This window comes from Qipengyuania sp. GPGPB31, assembly GCF_038396345.1.
Lineage (GTDB): Bacteria > Pseudomonadota > Alphaproteobacteria > Sphingomonadales > Sphingomonadaceae > Qipengyuania > Qipengyuania citrea.
This window is the reverse complement of record NZ_CP149572.1, coordinates 2,444,800-2,464,731: the sequence shown is the minus strand read 5'-3', so window position 1 is coordinate 2,464,731 and position 19,932 is coordinate 2,444,800. Positions and strand designations below refer to the sequence as shown.

Sequence of the window (19,932 nt, the reverse complement as noted above, 5' to 3'; positions counted from 1 at the left end):
CTATCCGCCCTTCCGGCTGGCCGCCGCTGCGGCGATCGCCGCCTCGGGCCAGCTGACCTGCGTCTGCGTCTGCGGATTGAACACGCCGCCATCGTATTGCGCCGCTTCCGCCGCAGCGATTTCCTCCGCCGTCAGGAATTCGCTCGGCGATAGCGCGAAGACGTCGAGCCCGCGGCTGATCTCGGTGGCGTAGATGCGGCCGTTGTACCAATAGGCCGACCAGTATCCGCCCGTGATGAGCTGGTCCGCATCGACCGGGCCGCGGTCGAAATAGGCGATTTCGAAGGGGTTTTCCGCATCGGTGAAATCGATCACCGAAATGCCGCCCTGATACCATGCCTGGACGAAGATATCGCGGCCCGGCACGGGGATGATCGAACCGTTGTGCGCGACGCAGTTCTCCACGTCGCTCTGCGGAGCCGGCAGCTTGTAGAGACTGCGGAAGGCGAGCTTGCCATCCTCGATCGCATAGATCGCATTGGCGCCCCAGGTCACCGGGTCGCCCGCCTGGCAGCGCGGCCGCCCGCCGCCGCCCCATTCGTCGGTGAACAGCACCTTGGTGCCATCGTTGTTGAAGGTGGCCGAATGCCAGTAGGCAAAGCCCGTGTCGGTAACGTCGTCGAGCCGTTTCGGCGCCAGCGGATCGGCGATGTCGAGAATGATGCCATTGCCCGAACACGCGCCCGCGGCGAGGTTGAGCGAGGGGAAGACGGTGATGTCGTGGCACTGGTCGGTCACGCGTGTTTCCTGCGTGCCTTCGCCATGGTCGCCGCCGCGCCACAGGCCGGCGATCCGCCCGTCCTGCGCGAATATGCGCGGGCTGTCGACGATCCGCGCGGCGGCCGGATCGGCCAGCGGGATCTCGATCACATCGATGCTGAACAGCGCGGTGTTGTCGCCGCCGCGTTCGAAACAGCCGGGCAGTTCGCGATCGTCGCGCACGTAGCTGGTGCCCGAATTGTAGACCACCAGCCGCTGGTCGTCGGCGCTGACGATCGAATGGGTGTGACTGCCCCGGCAGGTCTGCACCTGGCCCACCTGCCGCGGGCGGGTGACGTCGGAAATGTCGAAGATGCGCAGGCCGCGGAACCGCTCGTCGCTGATATTGCTTTCGATCCCCTGCAGGCCGCAGTCCTTGCGCGCACGGCTGTCCTGCACGCTCATCAGCAGCAGATCACCCGCGATCGAGACATCGCCCTGCCCGCCGGGGCAGACGATCGAGCTGGCCAGCTGCGGGATCCCGTCATCGCCCAACCGGTACACGTTGAAGCCGTGGTAATTGCCCGCGACCAGAAGATCGCCGCTGAACGCCATGTCGGTGTTGGCAAAACTCAGCAGCGAGCCGCGCTCGCCAAAGCGCGGATTGCCGTCCTCGTCCTCTTCCTCGCGGATATCGGGGCGCGCGGTATCGACCAGATCACCCGCCTCGTCGGCTTCGGCGTCTTCCGCGATACGCGGCGCAAGCTGCGCGGGGTTCTCGGGATCGTAGAAGCCGGTCGGCTTGGGCAGCGCGGCGACCAGCCGCAGATTGCTGATCGCCTCCTCGGCATCGCGAAAGCCTGCCGCGAGATTGGCCCGCGGGTCGTCCGACAATTCGGCGAGGATCGCGTTCATCCGGTCGATCTCGGCTTGCTGTTCCTTGACCAGGTCGTTGGTGAATTCGAACATCACCGGATCGTAGGCAGTGCCGGGCTGGTCGTGCAGCGTTTCGACCATGTCGATCGCGCCGCCGTGATGGCGCACCATCAGCTGCAGGAACAGGCGGTCGAACGCAGTGCTTTCCAGCGTGCCGAGTTCGGCCATCTGCGCGGGCGTGGCCATGCCCATCATCAGGTGGTGCGCGGCATGATCCATTCCTGCGTGATTTTGCATCGCCGCGGGCTGCCCGCGTTCGGCCAGCCATTCGCGCATGAAGGCGATTTCATCGGCCTGGCTGGCGTCGATGCGCCCCGCGATCGCCACGATATCGGAATTGTTGCTGCGGCCCTCGACCAGCGCGGCCAGATCGACCGCCTGCTGGTGGTGGACAATCATGTCCTGCAAGAATTTGACATCGGCGGGTGAAAAACGCGTGTCGGACAGACGCGTGGCTTCGTCTTCGTCGATCACCCGCGGCGCGGCGCCGGGCGCACCGGGCAGAACGATCGGAGCCTGCTGCGCGAGCGCAGTGGTGGCGGTGGAAAGCAACAGGCCGGCAGCCAGTGTCCGAAGTGTCGGTGTCATCGTATGGGTCCCCTGAATATCTGCCGCTTACAAGGCCTTGCCCGCCCGCCCGGGTCAAGCGCCGATTGACCGGGCGGGCGCACGAGCATCGGCGGACCGTACCGATCAGGCTTCGTCGAAGGTGCCCCGCCGCGGCCCCATATAGCCGAACAGATAGGCCGCCACCTTGCGCATCTGGATCTCCTCTGCGCCCTCGGTGATGCGATAGCGGCGGTGGTGGCGATAGATGTGCTCGAACGGCTTGTGCCGCGAATAGCCGATGCCGCCATGGACCTGCATGGCGCGGTCCGCGGCTTCGCAGACCAGCCGGTTCGCCCAATAATTGCACATCGACACCTTGTCCGAGATGGTCTTCTCGATGTCCTCGTGCGGCATGTTGTCCATGTCCCACGCGGTCTTGTAGATCAGCAGGCGCAGCATCTCGCACTGGGTCGCGAGCTCGACCAGCGGGAACTGGATCGCCTGGTTCTTGGCCAGTTCCTCGCCGAAGGGTTTGCGGGTCCGGGCATAGCGGACGCTCTGCTCGATACAGTATTGCGCCGCGCCAAGGCTGGAGGCGGCCTGGCGGATGCGGTTCTGGTGGACGAAGCTTTGTGCCAGCGCCAGCCCGCCGCCCTCGCGCCCCAGGATCGCGGAATCGGGCACCCAGACGTCATTCACCGACAGCCGCGGATGGTCGGTCGGCATGTTGAAGGTCCACATCCATTCCTCGATCTCGAGGCCGGGCGTGGGATTTGGGACGAGGAAGCAGGTTATCCCGCTGGGCTTGCCGTTGTGGCCGCTGGTCCGCGCGAACATCGCGCAATGCGTGGCGACATGCATGCCGGTGATCCACATCTTCTCGCCATCGATCCGCCAGCCGTCGACCCCGTCGCGTGTCTCGCGCACCGCGCGCGTTTCCATCCAGGTCGCGTCCGATCCGTGATCGGGTTCGGTCAGTCCGAAGGCGACCCGGCGCGTGCCTTCGAACCCGCCATTGATGAATTCCTGCTTCTGCTCTTCAGTCCCGAAAGTCTCGAACATGGCGACGAAGGGAAAATTGCCGACGATCGAATGTTCGTTCTGCAGATCGTTGTGCAGGCCCAGCCCGCGCTGCGCAAACCGGTCGCGGATCACTGCCATCCACAGGTTCGAACCGTCCTTGCCGCCGTATTTCTTCGGGGCGGAGAAGCGCCAGTGGCCAGCCTCGTCGGCCGCCTTGCGGCATTCGCGCAGCAGCTCTTCCCAGTCATGGCTGGGCAGCCCGCCGCGTTCCCAGTCGGTGCGCGCGTCTTCGCGGCGGTGGTCGAAGAAACGGATGTTGTCATCGCGGGCGACCATCGGGTCGATCGTGTTTTCGATGAAGGCTTCGAGCTCTGCGTAATAGTGCTCGAGCTCCTGCGGTATCGCGAAATCCATCAATCCTCTCCCGTCCATTTTTTCCGTGCCAGCGCCAGCATCGGGTATTTCGGGACATCGGCCCCCAACTTGTCGAGCGCGGCGCGGCGGAGCATCGCCAGCAGTCCCGGCGTCGCCAGCGAGGCGCGCCCGTCGAGCACATCCTGCGCGAGCATGTCGTCTTCCACCTGCGTAGCCGCCGCATCATTGCGGGCGATCATCCCCAGCGCATTGCGCGCAACGGCGAGCTGGAAGCGGTCATGGCCTTCCATCCGGTCCTTCACGCTGCCGAGCCATTCGGCCACGGCAGTGGCGAGCTCGCCCGCGCTGGCTTCGCCGAGCGGTTCGGGAAGCGCATCGCGCGGCGGCATGGCGCGGGCCTGTTCGGCCTCCGGCGCATCCTCTTCGAGCAGCAGCAGCAGGTCGAGTTCCTGTTCGCTGGTCCGGCGCGAGATGACCACGCGTTCGAGCATGCGGTCATCGCCGCTGCGCCAGAAGCTCGCCATCCGCAGGCATCCAAGCGCCCACCATACCGTGCGATAGACCAGCCAGAAGCGGAACCGCCCGGCATCGACCCTGGCCCCGCTCTCAGCCTCATAGGCCGCAACATAGTCCTGCAGCGATCCCAGCCCCAATGCCGGGCGGTCGACCCGGGCAAAGCGCCACACCGCCATGCAGCCGAATGCCAGGTCCTCGTGCCGGTCGCCGAAATGCGCCAGTTCCCAGTCGAGCACGCCGGTCAGCTGCGAATCTTGCGCCAGCAAATTGCCCAGACGGTAATCGCCATGGTTGAGCACCGGCTCCACCCGGTCGGGCATATTCTCGCGCAGCCAGCGCAGGCCCAGCGCGATGATCGGCCGGTCGCCGCCCGCTTCCTCGAACTGTTCGGCCAGGCCTTCGATACCCTCGGCGTAGTCCAGTTCGGGCACGTCTCCCGGCAGACCGGCGCGCGGAAGCGCGTGGATTCTCGCCAGATCGCGTGCCACGTCGCGCAGCAAACGGGCCGGATCGTCCATTGCGAGGATCGCCCGCGGATCGGGCGTGCCGGGCAGTGCGCGCATCACGAAGCCGCTGCCGATCCCGTCGCCCGGCTGCAGGCCGACCAGCACCTCGGGCGCGGTCACGCCCGCGGCATGCGCCGCACCGATAATCGCCGCTTCGCTGTCATGACCAAAGGGGCGGCCTTCCATGAAAGCGAGGCTCGGCGCGCGGCGAAGGACGAAATCCTCTCCGCCGCTGCTGAACCGCCAACTTTCCATGGTTGCCCCACCGGTCAGCCGCCGCACCCCTTCGGGCGCCGCCATGCCGGCACGCGCCAGCGCCTTGGCCAATCCCTGCTCGAGCGCCCCCGCGCTTTCGATCTCTCCCATGGACACATCTGTGCAGACAAACGCCGCGTGGCTCAAGCCCGGACCTCCTGCGGCGTTCGAACGTTGTCCGTGCACCAATCACCAATAAGAGGAGACCATTCGATGCGCCTTCCCAGCAATGCCCATGTCGCGATCGTCGACGGCGAGAATTTCACGGTCATGCGCAATACCGGCCAACCGCTCGAACCCAAGCTCGGCTCGGCCGAGAAACCCGATCTGTCGGCAACCAATTACAGCGCCGGGGTGAAGCATCAGGACAATGCGGGACAGCAGCTGGGACGCACCGACCTGGAAGAGCTCGCGCATGGCGCAGCGGCAACCGAATGGCTCAATGCCAAGGCGATCGCTGGCGATATCAGCGACATCCTGGTCATTGCCGACCCCAAGACGCTGGGCGAGATGCGCCGCCACTACCATGGCGAGCTCAAGAAACGGCTGGTCGGGGAAATCGACAAGACCATGACCGGCGAACCCACCGACCGGATCGAACAGGCGATTGCCAACGCATGACCTTCATCGCCCCGCACGAATATGACACCGTGCGGGGCGAAACTGTCGTGATCGAAACACTTTTCGTCGCGCCGCGCTTGTATCGCTACCGGGGATATCCGTTAAGCTTCGCCTAACCAAGCAGGGTGTAAACGATCAGCATGCGAACAAACCTACTCGGAAGACTTCTGGCGATCGGGGCAATGGCCCTGGCCGCTCCCGCAGCTGCGCAAGGTACCGGGTTCGAAGCCCAGTTCGACACTGTCCTGGGCACCGATGTCCGCACCCCGCAAAGCTACGACGCCGTCTACGCGACTCCGCTCGAACAGCAGATCGCCCAGCTGGCCGATGGATCGGACGGACGCATCGGCGTCTATGCGATCGATCTGTCGACGGGGCGCGAAGTGGGCGTGCTGGCGGACCAGCGCTTCCCGATGGCGAGCACCAGCAAGGTCGCAATCGCCGCGACGTTCCTTGCGGGCGTCGATGCGAATCGGTGGAGCCTGACGAGCGAGTACCGCCTGCCGCGGCCCGGCGGGGCCTATCTGCCGGCCTACCGCCACCTCAGCCTGATGATCAGCAAGAGCTGCAACGACTGCACCGATGCGCTGCTCGCAGCGGTCGGCGGCCCGAGCGCTGTCAACAAGTGGATGAAGGATGCCGGGATCGAAGGCTTCAGCCTGTCGCGCGACATCGCTACGCTGATCCGCGAGGACGGCCGGATCGACCCCGCGTGGAGCGTCGATATCAAGGACAGCGCCACGCCGCGCGCGATGGGGCAGCTGCTTGCCGGGATCTATCAGGGCAAATGGCTGAGCGACTATTCACGCCGGGTCCTGCTCGACGCGATGGAGGAAACCACCACGGGCAAGCGGCGGATGCCCTCGGCCCTCCCGGTGAGCGCCAATCTGGCGCACAAGACCGGGACGCTGGCCCGCACCGCCAGCGATATCGGCATATTCCATACGCCCGATGGCCGCGCGATCGCGGCGGCCATCTACGTTACCGGGCAAAGCCCCTCGATGGCGGTGGAAAACGGCAGCCGCAGCCGCAAGCTCGAAGCGCGGGCCAATCGTGATGCGCGGATTTCCAGCATTACGCAGGCGCTCTACACCGGGTTCGGGCAAAGCATGAACGACGGCCGCAACTGGGCCACCGCCGATTACGGCGGCGAATAAGCTTCACGTAACGTCAGGCACGAAAAAGGGCGGCGCCGCGTGGCACCGCCCTTTCTGTTCGTGAACGATAACCGTCCGCGAAGCGTGCGCGATTAGTCGGCAGCAGCTTCGGCAGTGGTTTCGTTTTCAGCAGCAGCTTCGACTTCGGCAGCAGCTTCGTCGGCTTCGGCAGTGACGTCGGCGATGGCTTCGTCGGTTTCTGCTTCGATAGCTTCCATGTTGGTTTCAGCGTCCGCAACTGCTTCGTCTGCGGTTGCTTCAGCCGAATCTTCGGTTGCTTCCGAGCAAGCGGCGAGGGTCAGGGCAGCGGCCGAAGCAGCAGCGAAAAGAGCGATCTTGCGCATAGTTCTAAATCCTTGAACAGCGAATATGAATGCGTTCGGAAGGTTTACCCCCCCCGCGCGAACCCCCAATTGGGGCCTCACAGTGTCTAAATAGTGGCGGAAATAGGGCACGGCAAGCGAATAAAGCCGCAGGTGCCATTTTTCGGTCATATTTCCTCCGGTGGCACGCAGCGGTGCATAGCCATGGGCAGACAGGAAAAAGGCGCTCCCCATTGCGCCGAGCCTTCGCTAAGCCGCCAGACCATGGCTGAAACACCGCATCTCTATCTCGTCGACGGCTCGGCCTATATCTTCCGCGCCTACCATCGCCTCCCGCCGCTGACCGATCCCGAAGGGACGCCTGTCGGCGCGGTCTATGGCTACACGACCATGCTGTGGAAGCTGGCCGACGACCTGCACAAGGCCGACGGACCGACCCATCTGGCCGTCATCCTCGACAAATCGAGCCAGAGCTTCCGCAACGAGATCTACGATCAGTACAAGGCCAACCGCCCGCCCCCGCCCGAGGATCTGGTGCCGCAATTCCCGCTGATCCGCGATGCCACCCGCGCGTTCAGCCTGCCCTGCATCGAGGAACCCGATGTCGAGGCGGACGACATCATCGCCTCCTATGCACGCGAAGCCCAGCGCCAGGGGTGGCATGTCACGATCGTGTCTTCGGACAAGGACCTGATGCAGCTGGTCGGCGAACGCGACGGCGCGCGGATCGACATGCTCGACACGATGAAGAATGCCCGGATCTATATCGACGAGGTCGAGGAAAAATTCGGCGTCGGGCCCGACAAGGTCGGCGACGTGCTCGCGCTGATGGGCGATTCTGTCGACAATATTCCCGGCATTTTCGGTGTCGGCCCCAAGACCGCGAGCAAGCTGATTGCCGAACACGGCGGGCTTACCGCTGCGCTCGATGCGGCCGAGGGCATGAAGAAGAGCAAGCTCAAGGAGCGGCTGATCGAACACCGCGCCGATGCCGAACTCAGCCGCGTGCTGGTAACGCTGCGCGAGGATTGCAGCCTGCCCGTCACGCTCGAGGACATGAAGCTTGACGAGGTTCCGCCCGAACCGCTCGCCGCTTTCCTTGGCAAGCATGGCTTCACCAGCCTTCTCAAGCGGCTCGAGGCAGGCAATGGCAGCCCTTCGCGCGCGACCGATCTCAATCCGGCCAAGCCCGAAACCGCCGGCGCGCCGACCAGCAGTACGGGCAACCGCCAGCCGCTGCCCGAGTTTCCCGCAGTGGATCGCAGCGCCTATGAATGCGTGCAGACGCTTGACCGGCTCGAAGAGTGGATCGCGCGGGCGATGGCGGCGCGGCTGGTCGCGGTCGATACGGAGACCAGCTCGCTCGACTGCATGCTGTGCGATCTCGTCGGGGTGAGCCTGGCGCTCGGATCCAACGATGCCTGCTATGTCCCGCTGGGCCATGGCGGCAGCGACATGTTTGCCGAGCGTCCGGAGCAGGTGGACAAGGCCGCTGCGCTCGCCGCGCTCGCGCCGCTGCTCGCCAGCGATGCCGTGGTCAAGGTGTTCCACAACGGCAAATACGATCTCAACGTGCTCGCGCGCAACGGCTTTGCCGTCGCACCTGTCGAGGACACGATGATCATGAGCTTCGATCTCGACGCCGGGCGCCAGCTCGACGGGATCGGTGGCGGCCACGGGATGGACGAGCTGGCGAGCCGCCACCTCGGCCACACCTGCCTGACCTTCAAGGAGATCTGCGGCACGGGCAAGAAGGCGATTCCCTTCGGCGAGGTCCCGCTCGACAAGGCCACCGAATATGCCGCGGAAGACGCGGACGTCACCTGGCGGCTGTACAAGACGCTCAAGCCGCGGCTGGCGACCGAGGGCGGTACGCGCATCTACGAACGGGTCGACCGGCCACTGGTCCCGGTGGTGGCGCAGATGGAACGCCACGGCATCAAGGTCGACCGGACCCGGCTGGCCAAGCTGTCGGAGGAATTCGCTGGCGAGATCGCCCGGCTGGAGAAGGAAATCCACGCCATTGCGGGCACCGAATTCACCGTCGGCAGCCCCAAGCAGCTGGGCGAAATCCTGTTCGACACGCTCGGCTACAAGGGCGGCAAGAAGGGCAAGAGCGGCCAGTATTCCACCGACCAGAGCGTGCTCGAAAGGCTGTCAGACGAAGGCGCGGAGATCGCCGGAAAGGTGCTCGAATGGCGCCAGCTCGCCAAGCTCAAGAACACCTATACCGATGCGCTGCAGCAGGCGATCAATCCCGAAACCGGGCGCGTGCACACCAGCTACAGCCTGGTCGGGGCGCAGACCGGGCGGCTGTCGTCGACCGAACCCAATCTGCAGAACATCCCCATTCGCACCGAGATCGGCCGCCAGATCCGCGAGGCTTTCGTCGCCGATGAAGGCAATGTGCTGCTGGCTGCCGACTATTCGCAGATCGAACTGCGGCTGGCCGCGCATATGGCCGATGTCCCGACGCTGAAGGAAGCCTTCGCGCAGGGCGAGGACATCCACTCGCGCACGGCGATCGAGATGTTCGGCGAGGTCAATCGCGATACGCGCGGGCGCGCCAAGACGATCAATTTCGCGATCCTCTACGGCATCTCGCGCTGGGGGCTGGCGGGCCGGCTCGGCGTCGAGGCGGACGAGGCGCAGGCGATGATCGACACCTATTTCCAGCGCTTCCCCGGGATCCAGAAATACATCGTGCGTACGCTGGAGCAGGTGCGCGAGCGCGGTTATTCGGAAACGCTCTTCGCGCGCAAGACATGGTTCCCGCGGATCGCATCGAAGAACCAGGCGGAGCGCCAGGGAAGCGAGCGGGCGGCGATCAACGCGCCCATCCAGGGCACCAGCGCGGATATCATCAAGCGCGCCATGGTCCGCATGATGCCCGCGCTCGAGGCTGCCGGGCTGGGGCATGTCCGCATGCTGCTGCAGGTGCACGACGAACTGGTCTTCGAACTGCCCGAGGGGGACGTCGATGCCGCGTCGGCGGTGATCGAACGGGTCATGGCGGGCGCCGCCGAACCCGCGGTGAAACTGGACATTCCTCTGGGGGTCGATATCGGCACCGGGACCAGCTGGGGAGCAGCACACTGACCGAGATCGAGGAATTCGTCGCGCGCACGCGCGATCCGCGGTGGATGAATGTCGTCCTGCTCGGGGTGATTGCCGCCGCGATGTTCGCCACGCTGTTCCTGGTCTACCAGACCGTGGAAGCCGAGCGCGAACAGCGCGAGCAGGTGCGCCGGACGGTCGAGGTGCTCGAGGAACTGCGCCAGGTCAGCCGTTCCGCGATCAGCGGCGAAACCGGCCAGCGCGGCTATCTCATCACGCTCGACCGGCGGTATCTGGCGCCCTACCAGGCGGGACGCGAACAGATCGACCCGACGCTTGATCGCATCCGCGAACTGATCGGCGAGGACGCGACCGCGCGGCAGACCGAACTGATCGACAAGATCGATGCGCTGGCCCGCGCCAAGTTCGACGAAATGGCGACCGGGGTCGAATTGCTCGAGAACGGACGGCTGCTCGATGCACGGCGCGCAATTCTCACCGACGAGGGAGTCGAGACGATGGAACGGCTCGACCGCGCCATCGCCGAACTGGAGGATATCGAGAACGAAACGCTGGCCGCCTACAGCGCCGACGCCGCGCGTACCAATGCCCGCGTTCTCCCGCTGCTGGGCGCGCTGCTGGTGTTCCTCATCATCGCCATGTTCGCCGGCGCGCGGCTGGTCGGGCGCGCGGCACGCGCCGAAGCCGAAGCGGCGCAGGCCGCGGTAGTCAGCGAGGCGCGCGACCGCGCCGACCTGCTGGCGCGCGAACTCAACCACCGGGTGAAGAACCTTTTCGCGGTGGTGCTGGCGATCGTCCAGATGAGCGCCCGCGACAAGCCCGAGGCGAAGGAGGTGACCAACAGCATCGCGCAGCGGATCCGCGCGCTGCTCACCGCGCATGAAGTCAGCCAGGGCGAGCTCGAACGCCCGGTGGCCTCGCTGCGCGCGCTGGTCGAGACCTCGCTGGCGCCCTACCGGTCGAGCAACCACCCGGCCGAAATCGACGGGCCCGAAGTCATGCTGCCCGCCAAGCGCGTGACCCCCCTCGGCCTGGTGCTGCACGAGCTGACCACCAATGCGGTCAAATACGGCGCCTGGAAGGACGAAGGCACGGTCCACGTCAGCTGGAGCGAACAGGACGGGACGGTCACGCTGGAGTGGCGCGAAACCGGCGCGCAACTGGGCGATGCACCCGAGCACACCGGCTTCGGCAGCCTGCTGATGACCAGCGCCGCGCGCCAGTTCGGTGGCACGTTCGAGCGCAAGTTCACCCCCGACGGGCTGGTCGTCACGATCGAGCTTCCCGCCGGTGACTGATCTTGCCATCGGCGGCCCGCGCCCATACCGCCTGAGCCGATGCTAGAGCGCTACGATCCCCGCAATTGGCCGATCTCCTACGACGGCGTGATACACACGCTGATCGTGCTCGGCAGCGCGGTCGCGCTGGCCCTGCTGGCGCACTGGATCGTCTTCGCCCTGCTCCGGCGCGTGACGCGCAGTTCCGAAAGCGCGCTCGACGATGTGGTGGTCGAAGCGGTGCGCAAGCCGCTGCGCTGGGCGGCGATCGCCTTCGCCATCGCCGCGGCGGCCGAAAACGATGCGCTGGTCGGGCGCGGCTGGGACCTTCTGGCCCGCTTTCTGGTGCCCGCGGTGATCGGGTGGGTGGCCTATGCCATGGTCCGCGGCCTCGCGCGGGGCTACGAAGCACAGGTCGGCGCGGCGAGCGATCCGGTGGCGCAGCGCGGCCGCCTAACGCGGATCGCGATCCTGTCGCGGACGGTGAAGGTGGGGATCATCATCGTCACCGTTTCGCTGATCATGCTCAATATCCCCGGTGTCCGCGATGTCGGCACCACGATGCTGGCCTCGGCGGGTCTCGCCGCGCTGGCAGTGGGCGCCGCCGCACAGCCCGCGCTCAAATCGCTGATCGCGGGGCTGCAAATGGCGCTGACCCAGCCGCTGCGGATCGGCGATCTGGTCAAGGTCGACGACCAGGCCGGGCGGGTGGAGGAAATCCGCATGAGCTTCGTCACCGTCCGCACCTGGGACGAGCGCGTGCTGGTCGTGCCCACCAGCCGGTTCCTCGACGAAAGCTTCGAGAACTGGTCGCGCGTCGACGAGAAGCTGACCGGGCCGGTAATGCTGCATCTCGACCCAATCACCGATGTCGAACCGATCCGCAGAGAATTCGAACGCTATGTCTCGGCGCATGAGCTGTGGGACGGGCGCAATCTGCAATTGCTGATGACCGACGCCTATCCCGAGAGCATCGAACTGCGCCTGTCGATGAGCGCCGAGACGATCGGCGACTTGTGGGCCCTGCGCTGCGGCGTGCGCGAACACATGCTGGCCTGGATCAAGCAGAACCAGCCCGATGCGCTGATCCGCCACCGGCTCGAAGTGCCCGGCGGGCATCTCAAGGCCGCCGAGCCGAACACACCGTAAGCCGCGCTCACCGGCAGGTCGCTGCAGGCACCTGCGGCCGGCCAGTAGCGATCAGCCGGTGGTGTCCGGCCCGTGCTTTTCGTCGCGCGTGCTTTCGACCATGCCTTCGTAGAGGAACCCGATCGGTCGCACTTCGGCCGCGCGCTTCTTCAGCTCGCCGCGCATCTTCTTGTATTCGGTTTCCATCTTCGGGGTAACCGTCGCGCGGCTATCCTTCAGCGCTTCTGCGAAATCGAGCGCGGCGACTTCCTCTACATCGCCGCCGACGCGGCGCAGGGCGTTGAGGCCGGCGCGGCGGACGACATCTTCGAGGTCCGCGCCCGTGAACCGCACGGTCTTGGCGGCGACCGCCGCGAGATCGACATCGGCGGCCATCGGCATGTCCTTGGCATGGATCTTGAGGATCTGTTCGCGTCCCGGCTGGTCGGGCGTCCCGACATAAACCAGTTCGTCGAACCGGCCCGGGCGCAGCAGCGCGGGATCGACCAGCGTAGGGCGGTTGGTCGCGCCGATGACGACGACCGACTGCAATTCCTCGAGCCCGTCCATTTCGGCCAGGATGGTGTTGACCACGCGGCCGGTGACCTGCGGTTCGCCTTGCCCGCTGCCACGCGCGGGCACCAGGCTGTCGATTTCGTCGATGAAGACGACGCAGGGCGCGACTGCGCGGGCTCGCTTGAACATGCGTGCGATCTGCTGTTCGCTTTCGCCATACCATTTGGACAGCAGGTCCGAGCTTTTCATCGAGATGAAGTTCGCCTTGGCTTCCTTGGCGACGGCCTTGGCCAGCAGCGTCTTGCCGGTGCCCGGCGGACCATAGAGCAGGAAGCCCTTCGCGGGCCGGATCCCGAGACGATGGAACGCCTCGGGATTCTTCATCGGCAGCTCGATGCCTTCCTTGAGCTTTTCGATCGCGTCGCCCACGCCGCCGATATCGGACCAGCCGACCCGGGGCACCTGCACCATGACTTCGCGCATGGCGGAAGGCTGGATGCGCTTCAGCGCCGAGAGGAAGTCTTCGCGTCCGACATAGAGTTCGTCGAGCACTTCGGGCGGAATCGTCCGCTCGTCGAGATCGATCTTGGGCATGATCCGGCGCACCGCATCGATCGCGGCCTCGCGCGCGAGCGCGGCGATATCCGCACCGACGAAGCCGTAAGTGGCGCGCGCCAGCTCGGCGAGGTCGACCTTGTCGCCCAGGGGCATGCCGCGGGTGTGGATGCCGAGGATTTCGCGCCGCCCCTGTTCGTCGGGCACACCGATCACGATTTCGCGGTCGAAGCGGCCCGGCCGGCGCAGCGCCTCGTCGATCGCGTCGGGGCGATTGGTTGCGGCAATCACGACGAGGTTCGAACGCGCCTCGAGCCCGTCCATCAGAGTCAGCAGCTGCGCGACGAGGCGCTTCTCCGCCTCGCCGGGGACGCGGTCGCGCTTGGGCGCAATCGAATCGATCTCGTCGATGAAAACGATGGCAGGCGCGTCCTTGGTCGCCTGCTCGAACACTTCGCGCAGTGCCTTCTCGCTTTCGCCATAGCCCGATCCCATGATCTCGGGGCCATTGATGGTGAAGAAATTGGCATCGCTTTCATTGGCGACCGCCTGCGCCAGCCGCGTCTTGCCCGTTCCCGGAGGACCGTGCAGCAGCACGCCCTTGGGCGGATCAACGCCGAGACGGGTGAACAATTCGGGATAGCGCAGCGGCAATTCGACCATCTCGCGCAATTGCTGGATGGTGTCTTCCATCCCCCCGACATCGTCGTAATTGACCACCGCGCGGGCATCGCGGGGCGCTTCGAACTCGGCGCGCAGCTCGACTTCGGTGTTTTCGTCGATATGGACGATGCCCTTTGGGCTGGTGGACACCACGCTGAGCCGGATCTGGGTGAGCGCATAGGCCGGGGCATTGAACATCCGGCGCACTTCGGGGGGCATATCCTGGACGGGCTGCTGCCCGGTCGTGGCGACGAGATCGCCCGCGACGAGCGGCTTGCGGAAGAAATTGCGCTTGAGCGCTTGCGCCGGACCCTGCAGGCGCATCTCGCGCTGCGCGGGCGCGAATACGACACGCGTGGCCGGGCGCGATTCGGCAACCGAGACATTCACATGTTCGCCCGAGCCGGCTTCCGCATTGCCGCGCTGAAGCCCGTCGAGCCGGACGACGTCGATGGTCTGGTCTTCGTCATAGGCCGCCATCGCGACCGCCGCGGTCGTGCGCTTGCCGGTGATTTCCACCACATCGCCTTCGGTGATGCCCAGCGCCTGAAAGGCCGATCGCGGCATGCGGGCGATACCCTGCCCGCTTTCCTCCTGCCGTGCCGCTGCCACTTGCAGCCTTACCTTCGTCGTGTCTTCCGTCGTTGCAGCGTCAGCATCGGCCATGTGAGCTGGGCTCCCGTTCCTGTTGGTCGTACAGCCCAAGGTGGGGCCGGTTCGTACCGATGCAATGAGCGGGTGCGGACAGAAGGTCCCGCAGGCAAGAAAAAAGCCCGGCTGGCGAACCAACCGGGCTTGGAAGTCTTGGGAGAGGATGCCTGAAAGGCACGAGCAGATATGCGTGGCCGCCCACTTTTGTGCAAGTGCGAAAAGAACAAGTTTTGTTGCAAAATCCGCAAACAGTCGATGCAAGAAACTGCAACCTCTTGATTTTATGCCCGGCATCCTCGGCTGATGAGAGCCGCCGATATTGCGCTGCACAAAATTCGGCGGTTTTCTGGCGTAGTCGGCAGCGGCGAAATCGGGGCATGACCGGGTCTCCGCTGGAATGGCGGCGCTGCACGCTCTAATCGTGCGAGCCGGATGGATTGCCGACGCCCGCTATGGCAGAGAGCCGCGTCCGCACTATCAGCCGTCGCTCTGGAGATTGCCTCATGACCCGTTTCCTCCTGCTCGCCGCCGGGGCGCTTGCCTTGGGCGGCTGTTCCGCTGCCGGCCCCCGCCCTTCGGCGGCCAGCGCGCCGGTGAATGCTGGCGAAGACCGGCCCGCACCCGATACCATGCGCTGGCTTTACGGCTCGGGCGAAGCGGCCGCAGCCTCGATCCAGACCTGGCGACAAATCGCCGATCACGCCATCGCGGTCGCGCGCCGGCCCGGGATTCCGCAATCGGTTCCGCAGGGCCTGCCAGACGCGGCGGGCGGCATAGGCACGCCGTCATGCGAGACGGATGACGGCGGCATCAAGCCGCTTGCCGCCGTGTTCGATGTCGACGAGACCGTCCTGCTCAACACCGGCTACGAATACTGGCAGGCGCTGAGCGGCAAGCCGTTCGATCCCGCCGAATGGGCACAATGGTCGGAACAGGGCGCGGGGATCGCACATCCCGTTCCCGGCGCGGTCACTGGCCTGCGCCGCCTGCGCGACGCGGGCATCACGGTGATCTTCAACACCAATCGCAATACGCAGAATGCGGCAGGCACGGTGGCGGCGCTGGAAGCCGCCGGCGCGGGGCCGGCCGTGCATCTCGAAACGCTGTTCCTGCGCGGCGACGATGCCATGGGCGGGCGCAAGGACGGCCGCCGCGCGCGGATCGCGCAGAGCTATTGCGTCATTGCGATGGCGGGCGACAATCTCGGAGACTTCGCCGATGTCTTCAACGCGGACGAAAGCGCCATCGCAGCGCGCCGGGCAATGGTGGCGCGGGGCACCTATGCGCAGCTGTGGGGCAATGGCTGGTTCCTGATGCCCAACCCGGTCTATGGCGCATGGCAGGAAGGTACGCTGGACGAGGTGTTCCCCCCGACGCGCGCTGGCAGCCTGCGGCAAGCGACATCGCGCAATGAGGGCACCGCGCTAGACATCGCTTGCACCGCACCGGCTTGGGCATAGGGTGACCGCGGAAGAGGAGACACCCATGACCATGAACCGCGTTTGCGCCCTGACCGGCGCCGAATTCCCGCTGTTCGCCTTCAGCCACTGCCGCGATGTCGTCGCCGCGGTCAGCAAGGCGGGCGGCTTCGGCGTCCTCGGCGCCACCCGCTTTACCCCCGAACAGCTCGAGGAGGAGCTCGACTGGATCGATGCCCATGTCGATGGCGCGCCCTATGGCGTCGATGTGCTGGTGCCCGAGGTGATCGATCCGGCAGTCCGCACGCTCGCGGACAACCGGAGCCGCGCGCAGGCCATCGATCCGGCCTATCAGGGTTTCGTCAATTCGGTGCTGGGCGATTACGGCATCGCCCCCGAGCCCGAACTCAAGATCCTGCCTGAACGCATGGGCATCACGCCCGAAAACGGCCTCGCCTTGATGGAGGTCGCCTTTCGCCATCCGATCAGGCTGATCGCCAATGCGCTGGGTATCGCGCCTGCTGCCATGATTGCCGAAGGGGAGCGGCGCGGCGTCCCCGTGGCGGCGCTGGTCGGGGCGAAAGAACACGCCATCCGGCAGGCCGAGGCGGGCGTCGACATCATCGTCGCGCAGGGCACCGAGGCCGGCGGGCATTGCGGCGAAGTGTCGACCCTGGTGCTGATCCCCGAAGTCGTGCGGGAACTGGCGCGGCGCGGGCACGATATCCCGGTGCTTGCCGCGGGCGGGATAATGACCGGCGGACAGATGGCGGGAATGATGGCGGCGGGCGCGCAGGGCGCGTGGACCGGATCGGTCTGGCTGGCGACGCCCGAGGCCGAGACCAGCGAAGCGTTCCGCGACAAGATGGTCGCCGCGCGCAGCCGCGATACCGTCCGCTCGCGCAGCCGCACGGGCAAGCCTGCACGCCAGCTGAAAACGCCGTGGCATGCGGCCTGGGAAGATCCGCAGGGCCCGGGAACGCTGCCCATGCCGCTGATGGGCATGGTCTCCGAACCCGCCTTCGCGCGGATCGAACGCGAGGCCGCTGCGGGCAATGACAATGCGCGCGAACTGGTCAGCTACTTCGTCGGCCAGGGCGTCGGGCTGGTCGAACAGGTACGCTCGAGCCGCCAGGTGGTGCAGGACTTCCGCGAGGAATTCCTCGAGGCGGCAAGCGGCCTGGCAGCAGCTGCGGGCATCGAGTGACTTGACCCCCGCGCGCTGCCCGCCCAAGCCGCGCGGCATGTGGCTCGACGCTCCGCGCAATCCGAATGCCCCCCTCGCCGGGCTCAAGGTCCTCGAACTGGCGCGGGTGCTCGCCGGCCCCTGGGCGGGGCAGATCCTCGCCGATCTCGGGGCCGACGTCATCAAGGTCGAAAGCCCCGATGGCGACGGCACGCGGCTGTGGGGCCCGCCGTGGATCGAGCGCGAGAACGGCGACCGCGAGGCGGCATATTACCATGCCGCCAATCGCGGAAAGCGCAGCATCGTGGCCGATTTCAGGGACGCGGGCGATCTTGGGCGCGTCGCCGAACTGGCCGCTTCGGCGGATGTCGTGCTGGAGAATTTCAAGACCGGCACGCTGGACAAGTTCGGGCTCGACTACGCCGCGCTGTCCGCGGCCAACCAAGGGCTCGTCTATTGCTCGATCACCGGTTTCGGCCAGACCGGGCCGCGCGCGCATGAGGCGGGATACGATTTCGTCGTGCAGGCGATGAGCGGGTTCATGGCGCTGACCGGCGAACCGGCGGGCCAGCCGATGAAGATGGGCATCTCCATTTCCGACCTCACCTGCGGGCTGTATTCGGTGATCGGCATCCAGGCCGCGCTGGCCATGCGCGAACGCACCGGTCGCGGACAGCATGTCGACATGGCGCTGCTCGATTGTTCGGTCGGCCTGCTCGCCAGCCAGGCAACGCATTTCTTCACCACTGGCGAAAATCCGCCGCGGATGGGCAATGAGCATGCCCAGGTGAGCGCCTATGGCGTCTTCCCGGTTGCCGATGGCAAGGTGGTGCTGGCGCCTGCGAATGACGGGCTGTTCCGGCGGCTGCTCGCGCTGCTCGGGCGCGGCGACCTGCTGGGCGACGAACGCTTCGCCACCAATGAAAGCCGCCTCGCCAACCGCGCGGAGCTCGACGCCATGATCGCTGCGGAGACCGGCAAGTGGCAATTGGCGGAACTGCTTGGCGCATGCGGCGAGGCGGGCATCCCCGCCGGACCGATCAACCCGATCGACGCGGTGTTCGCCGATCCGCAAGTGCGCGAGCGGGGCATGCGGATCGAGCTGGACGGCATCGCCGGCGTACGCAGCCCGTTCACTTTCTCCGGCGCCCAACTTGCGCTCGACCACCCCAGCCCGCGCAAGGGCGAACACGGCTAGCGCGCCCGCCGCGTCCGGCCGGGAGCGCGGCTAGCCTGCCAGCGCGGCCTTCAGATCGTCGCCCAGATCGAGGCGTTCCCAGGGGAAGTGTTCGCCATCGGCCTGCCGCCCGAAGTGGCCATAGGCGGCGCTCTGGCGGTATATCGGCTTGTTGAGGCCGAGGTGCGTGCGGATCCCGCGCGGGGTCAGCCCGCCCAGCTTGTCGATGCTGCGGATCGCATCCTCGAGCGCTTCGTCGGTCACCCCGGCGGCGCTGGTGCCATGCGTATCGACATAGAGCGAGAGCGGCTTGGACACGCCGATGGCGTAGGACAGCTGGATGGTGCAGCGCCGCGCAAGCCCCGCCGCGACGATGTTCTTCGCCAGGTAGCGCGTGATATAGGCGGCCGAGCGATCGACCTTGGTCGGATCCTTACCGCTGAACGCACCGCCGCCATGCGGGGCCGCGCCGCCATAGGTGTCGACGATGATCTTGCGCCCGGTCAGCCCGGCATCGCCGTCGGGCCCGCCGATCTCGAACGCGCCGGTGGGGTTGATATGCCACTCGGTCTCGTCGGTGATCCATCCGCCGGGCAGGATGTCGCCGATCACACCTTTGACATAGGCCTTGAGCTCGGCCTCCCTGGCGCCTTCGTGGTAACCCTTGGCATGCTGGGTCGACACGACGACGGCAGTGCAGGCGACCGGCTTGCCGTTCTCGTAGCGCAGCGTGACCTGGCTCTTCGCATCGGGTTCGAGGAAAGGCGCAGCGCCGCTCTTGCGATCCGCCGCGAGCCGTTCGAGGATCTTGTGGCTGTAGTCGAGCGGCGCAGGCATGTAGTCGGGCGTTTCATCGCAGGCGAAGCCGAACATGATGCCCTGGTCACCGGCGCCTTCGTCCTTGTTGCCCGCCGCATCGACGCCCTGCGCGATTTCGGAAGACTGGCCGTGCAGGTGGTTTTCGAAGGTCAGCGTCTGCCAGTGGAACCCGTCCTGCTCATAGCCGATTTCGCGCACCGTGCGGCGCACCGCTTTCTCGATTTCTTCCTTCGCGCCGGGGGCCCAGCCCCCGTTTTCGGCCCAGTCGGGATTGTTGGCGTTGTACATCGGCGCGCAGCGGATCTCGCCCGAGAGGATCACCCGCTGGGTCGTCGTCATGGTTTCGCAGGCCACGCGGGCTTCGGGATCCTTGGCCAGCATCAAATCGACGATCGCATCCGAAATCTGGTCGGACACCTTGTCGGGATGGCCCTCGGAGACGCTCTCGGAGGTGAAGAGAAAACTGGTGCGCATGAACGAGCAAATCCCGATATAAAGAAATCT

General features: G+C 66.0%; 14 protein-coding genes. 8 read left to right on the top strand and 6 right to left on the bottom strand.

Features of this window, described 5'->3' with window-relative positions; genetic code table 11:
* The 3 genes from WKH79_RS12355 to WKH79_RS12345 all read right to left on the bottom strand — a co-directional run bounded on the left by WKH79_RS12355 (nt 1) and on the right by WKH79_RS12345 (nt 4,970).
* Nucleotides 1-2,223 carry a DUF305 domain-containing protein gene (locus WKH79_RS12355; RefSeq protein WP_341859050.1) on the bottom strand — a complete coding sequence of 741 codons (2,223 nt, stop codon included), beginning with the start codon at nt 2,221-2,223 and terminating at the stop codon, nt 1-3.
* Nucleotides 2,224-2,328: 105 nt separating this feature from the next.
* Nucleotides 2,329-3,621 (bottom strand): acyl-CoA dehydrogenase, encoded by a 1,293-nt coding sequence (locus WKH79_RS12350; RefSeq protein WP_341859049.1) that lies wholly within the window; start codon nt 3,619-3,621, stop codon nt 2,329-2,331.
* Nucleotides 3,621-4,970, bottom strand: coding sequence for a phosphotransferase (locus WKH79_RS12345; protein ID WP_230833927.1), 1,350 nt, complete (start codon nt 4,968-4,970; stop codon nt 3,621-3,623). Before WKH79_RS12345 ends, WKH79_RS12350 begins: the two co-directional genes overlap by 1 nt.
* Nucleotides 4,971-5,072: 102 nt before the next feature.
* On the opposite strand from WKH79_RS12345, the gene WKH79_RS12340 reads away from it, so the two are divergent.
* Both WKH79_RS12340 and WKH79_RS12335 read left to right on the top strand, forming a co-directional pair.
* Entirely contained in the window at nt 5,073-5,480 is a 408-nt protein-coding gene (locus tag WKH79_RS12340; RefSeq protein WP_050601737.1) for a host attachment protein, read from the top strand.
* Nucleotides 5,481-5,662: 182 nt separating this feature from the next.
* On the top strand, nt 5,663-6,637 hold the full coding sequence (locus WKH79_RS12335) for a serine hydrolase (RefSeq protein WP_307020024.1): 975 nt from the start codon (nt 5,663-5,665) through the stop codon (nt 6,635-6,637).
* Nucleotides 6,638-6,729: 92 nt separating this feature from the next.
* Here WKH79_RS12335 and WKH79_RS12330 read toward each other — a convergent pair whose 3' ends face one another.
* Nucleotides 6,730-7,131 carry a hypothetical protein gene (locus WKH79_RS12330; protein WP_341859048.1) on the bottom strand — a complete coding sequence of 134 codons (402 nt, stop codon included), beginning with the start codon at nt 7,129-7,131 and terminating at the stop codon, nt 6,730-6,732.
* Between the two features lie 93 nt (nt 7,132-7,224).
* On the opposite strand from WKH79_RS12330, the gene polA reads away from it, so the two are divergent.
* Genes polA through WKH79_RS12315 form a run of 3 tightly spaced genes read left to right on the top strand, consistent with a single transcriptional unit; the run spans nt 7,225 to nt 12,464 of the window.
* Nucleotides 7,225-10,059, top strand: coding sequence for a DNA polymerase I (gene polA / locus WKH79_RS12325; protein ID WP_341859047.1), 2,835 nt, complete (start codon nt 7,225-7,227; stop codon nt 10,057-10,059).
* A 44-nt stretch (nt 10,060-10,103) separates the two neighbouring features.
* Nucleotides 10,104-11,336 (top strand): CHASE3 domain-containing protein, encoded by a 1,233-nt coding sequence (locus tag WKH79_RS12320; RefSeq protein ID WP_341859046.1) that lies wholly within the window; start codon nt 10,104-10,106, stop codon nt 11,334-11,336.
* Nucleotides 11,337-11,375: 39 nt separating this feature from the next.
* Nucleotides 11,376-12,464, top strand: coding sequence for a mechanosensitive ion channel domain-containing protein (locus WKH79_RS12315; RefSeq protein WP_063511509.1), 1,089 nt, complete (start codon nt 11,376-11,378; stop codon nt 12,462-12,464).
* 51 nt (nt 12,465-12,515) lie between these two features.
* On the opposite strand, the gene WKH79_RS12310 is transcribed toward WKH79_RS12315, so the two are convergent.
* On the bottom strand, nt 12,516-14,843 hold the full coding sequence (locus tag WKH79_RS12310; protein ID WP_341859045.1) for a CDC48 family AAA ATPase: 2,328 nt from the start codon (nt 14,841-14,843) through the stop codon (nt 12,516-12,518).
* A gap of 488 nt (nt 14,844-15,331) precedes the next feature.
* Here WKH79_RS12310 and WKH79_RS12305 point away from each other — a divergent pair, with 488 nt between their 5' ends.
* From WKH79_RS12305 to WKH79_RS12295, 3 genes are read left to right on the top strand one after another with little or no spacing between them, the layout of a single operon-like run.
* Nucleotides 15,332-16,288, top strand: coding sequence for an HAD family acid phosphatase (locus tag WKH79_RS12305; RefSeq protein ID WP_341859044.1), 957 nt, complete (start codon nt 15,332-15,334; stop codon nt 16,286-16,288).
* A gap of 25 nt (nt 16,289-16,313) precedes the next feature.
* Nucleotides 16,314-17,453 (top strand): nitronate monooxygenase, encoded by a 1,140-nt coding sequence (locus tag WKH79_RS12300; RefSeq protein WP_341859043.1) that lies wholly within the window; start codon nt 16,314-16,316, stop codon nt 17,451-17,453.
* Between the two features lie 37 nt (nt 17,454-17,490).
* Nucleotides 17,491-18,630 (top strand): CaiB/BaiF CoA-transferase family protein, encoded by a 1,140-nt coding sequence (locus WKH79_RS12295; protein WP_341859042.1) that lies wholly within the window; start codon nt 17,491-17,493, stop codon nt 18,628-18,630.
* Nucleotides 18,631-18,660: 30 nt separating this feature from the next.
* Here WKH79_RS12295 and metK read toward each other — a convergent pair whose 3' ends face one another.
* Nucleotides 18,661-19,902 carry a methionine adenosyltransferase gene (gene metK, locus WKH79_RS12290; protein ID WP_341859041.1) on the bottom strand — a complete coding sequence of 414 codons (1,242 nt, stop codon included), beginning with the start codon at nt 19,900-19,902 and terminating at the stop codon, nt 18,661-18,663.
* Nucleotides 19,903-19,932 lie beyond the last annotated feature (30 nt).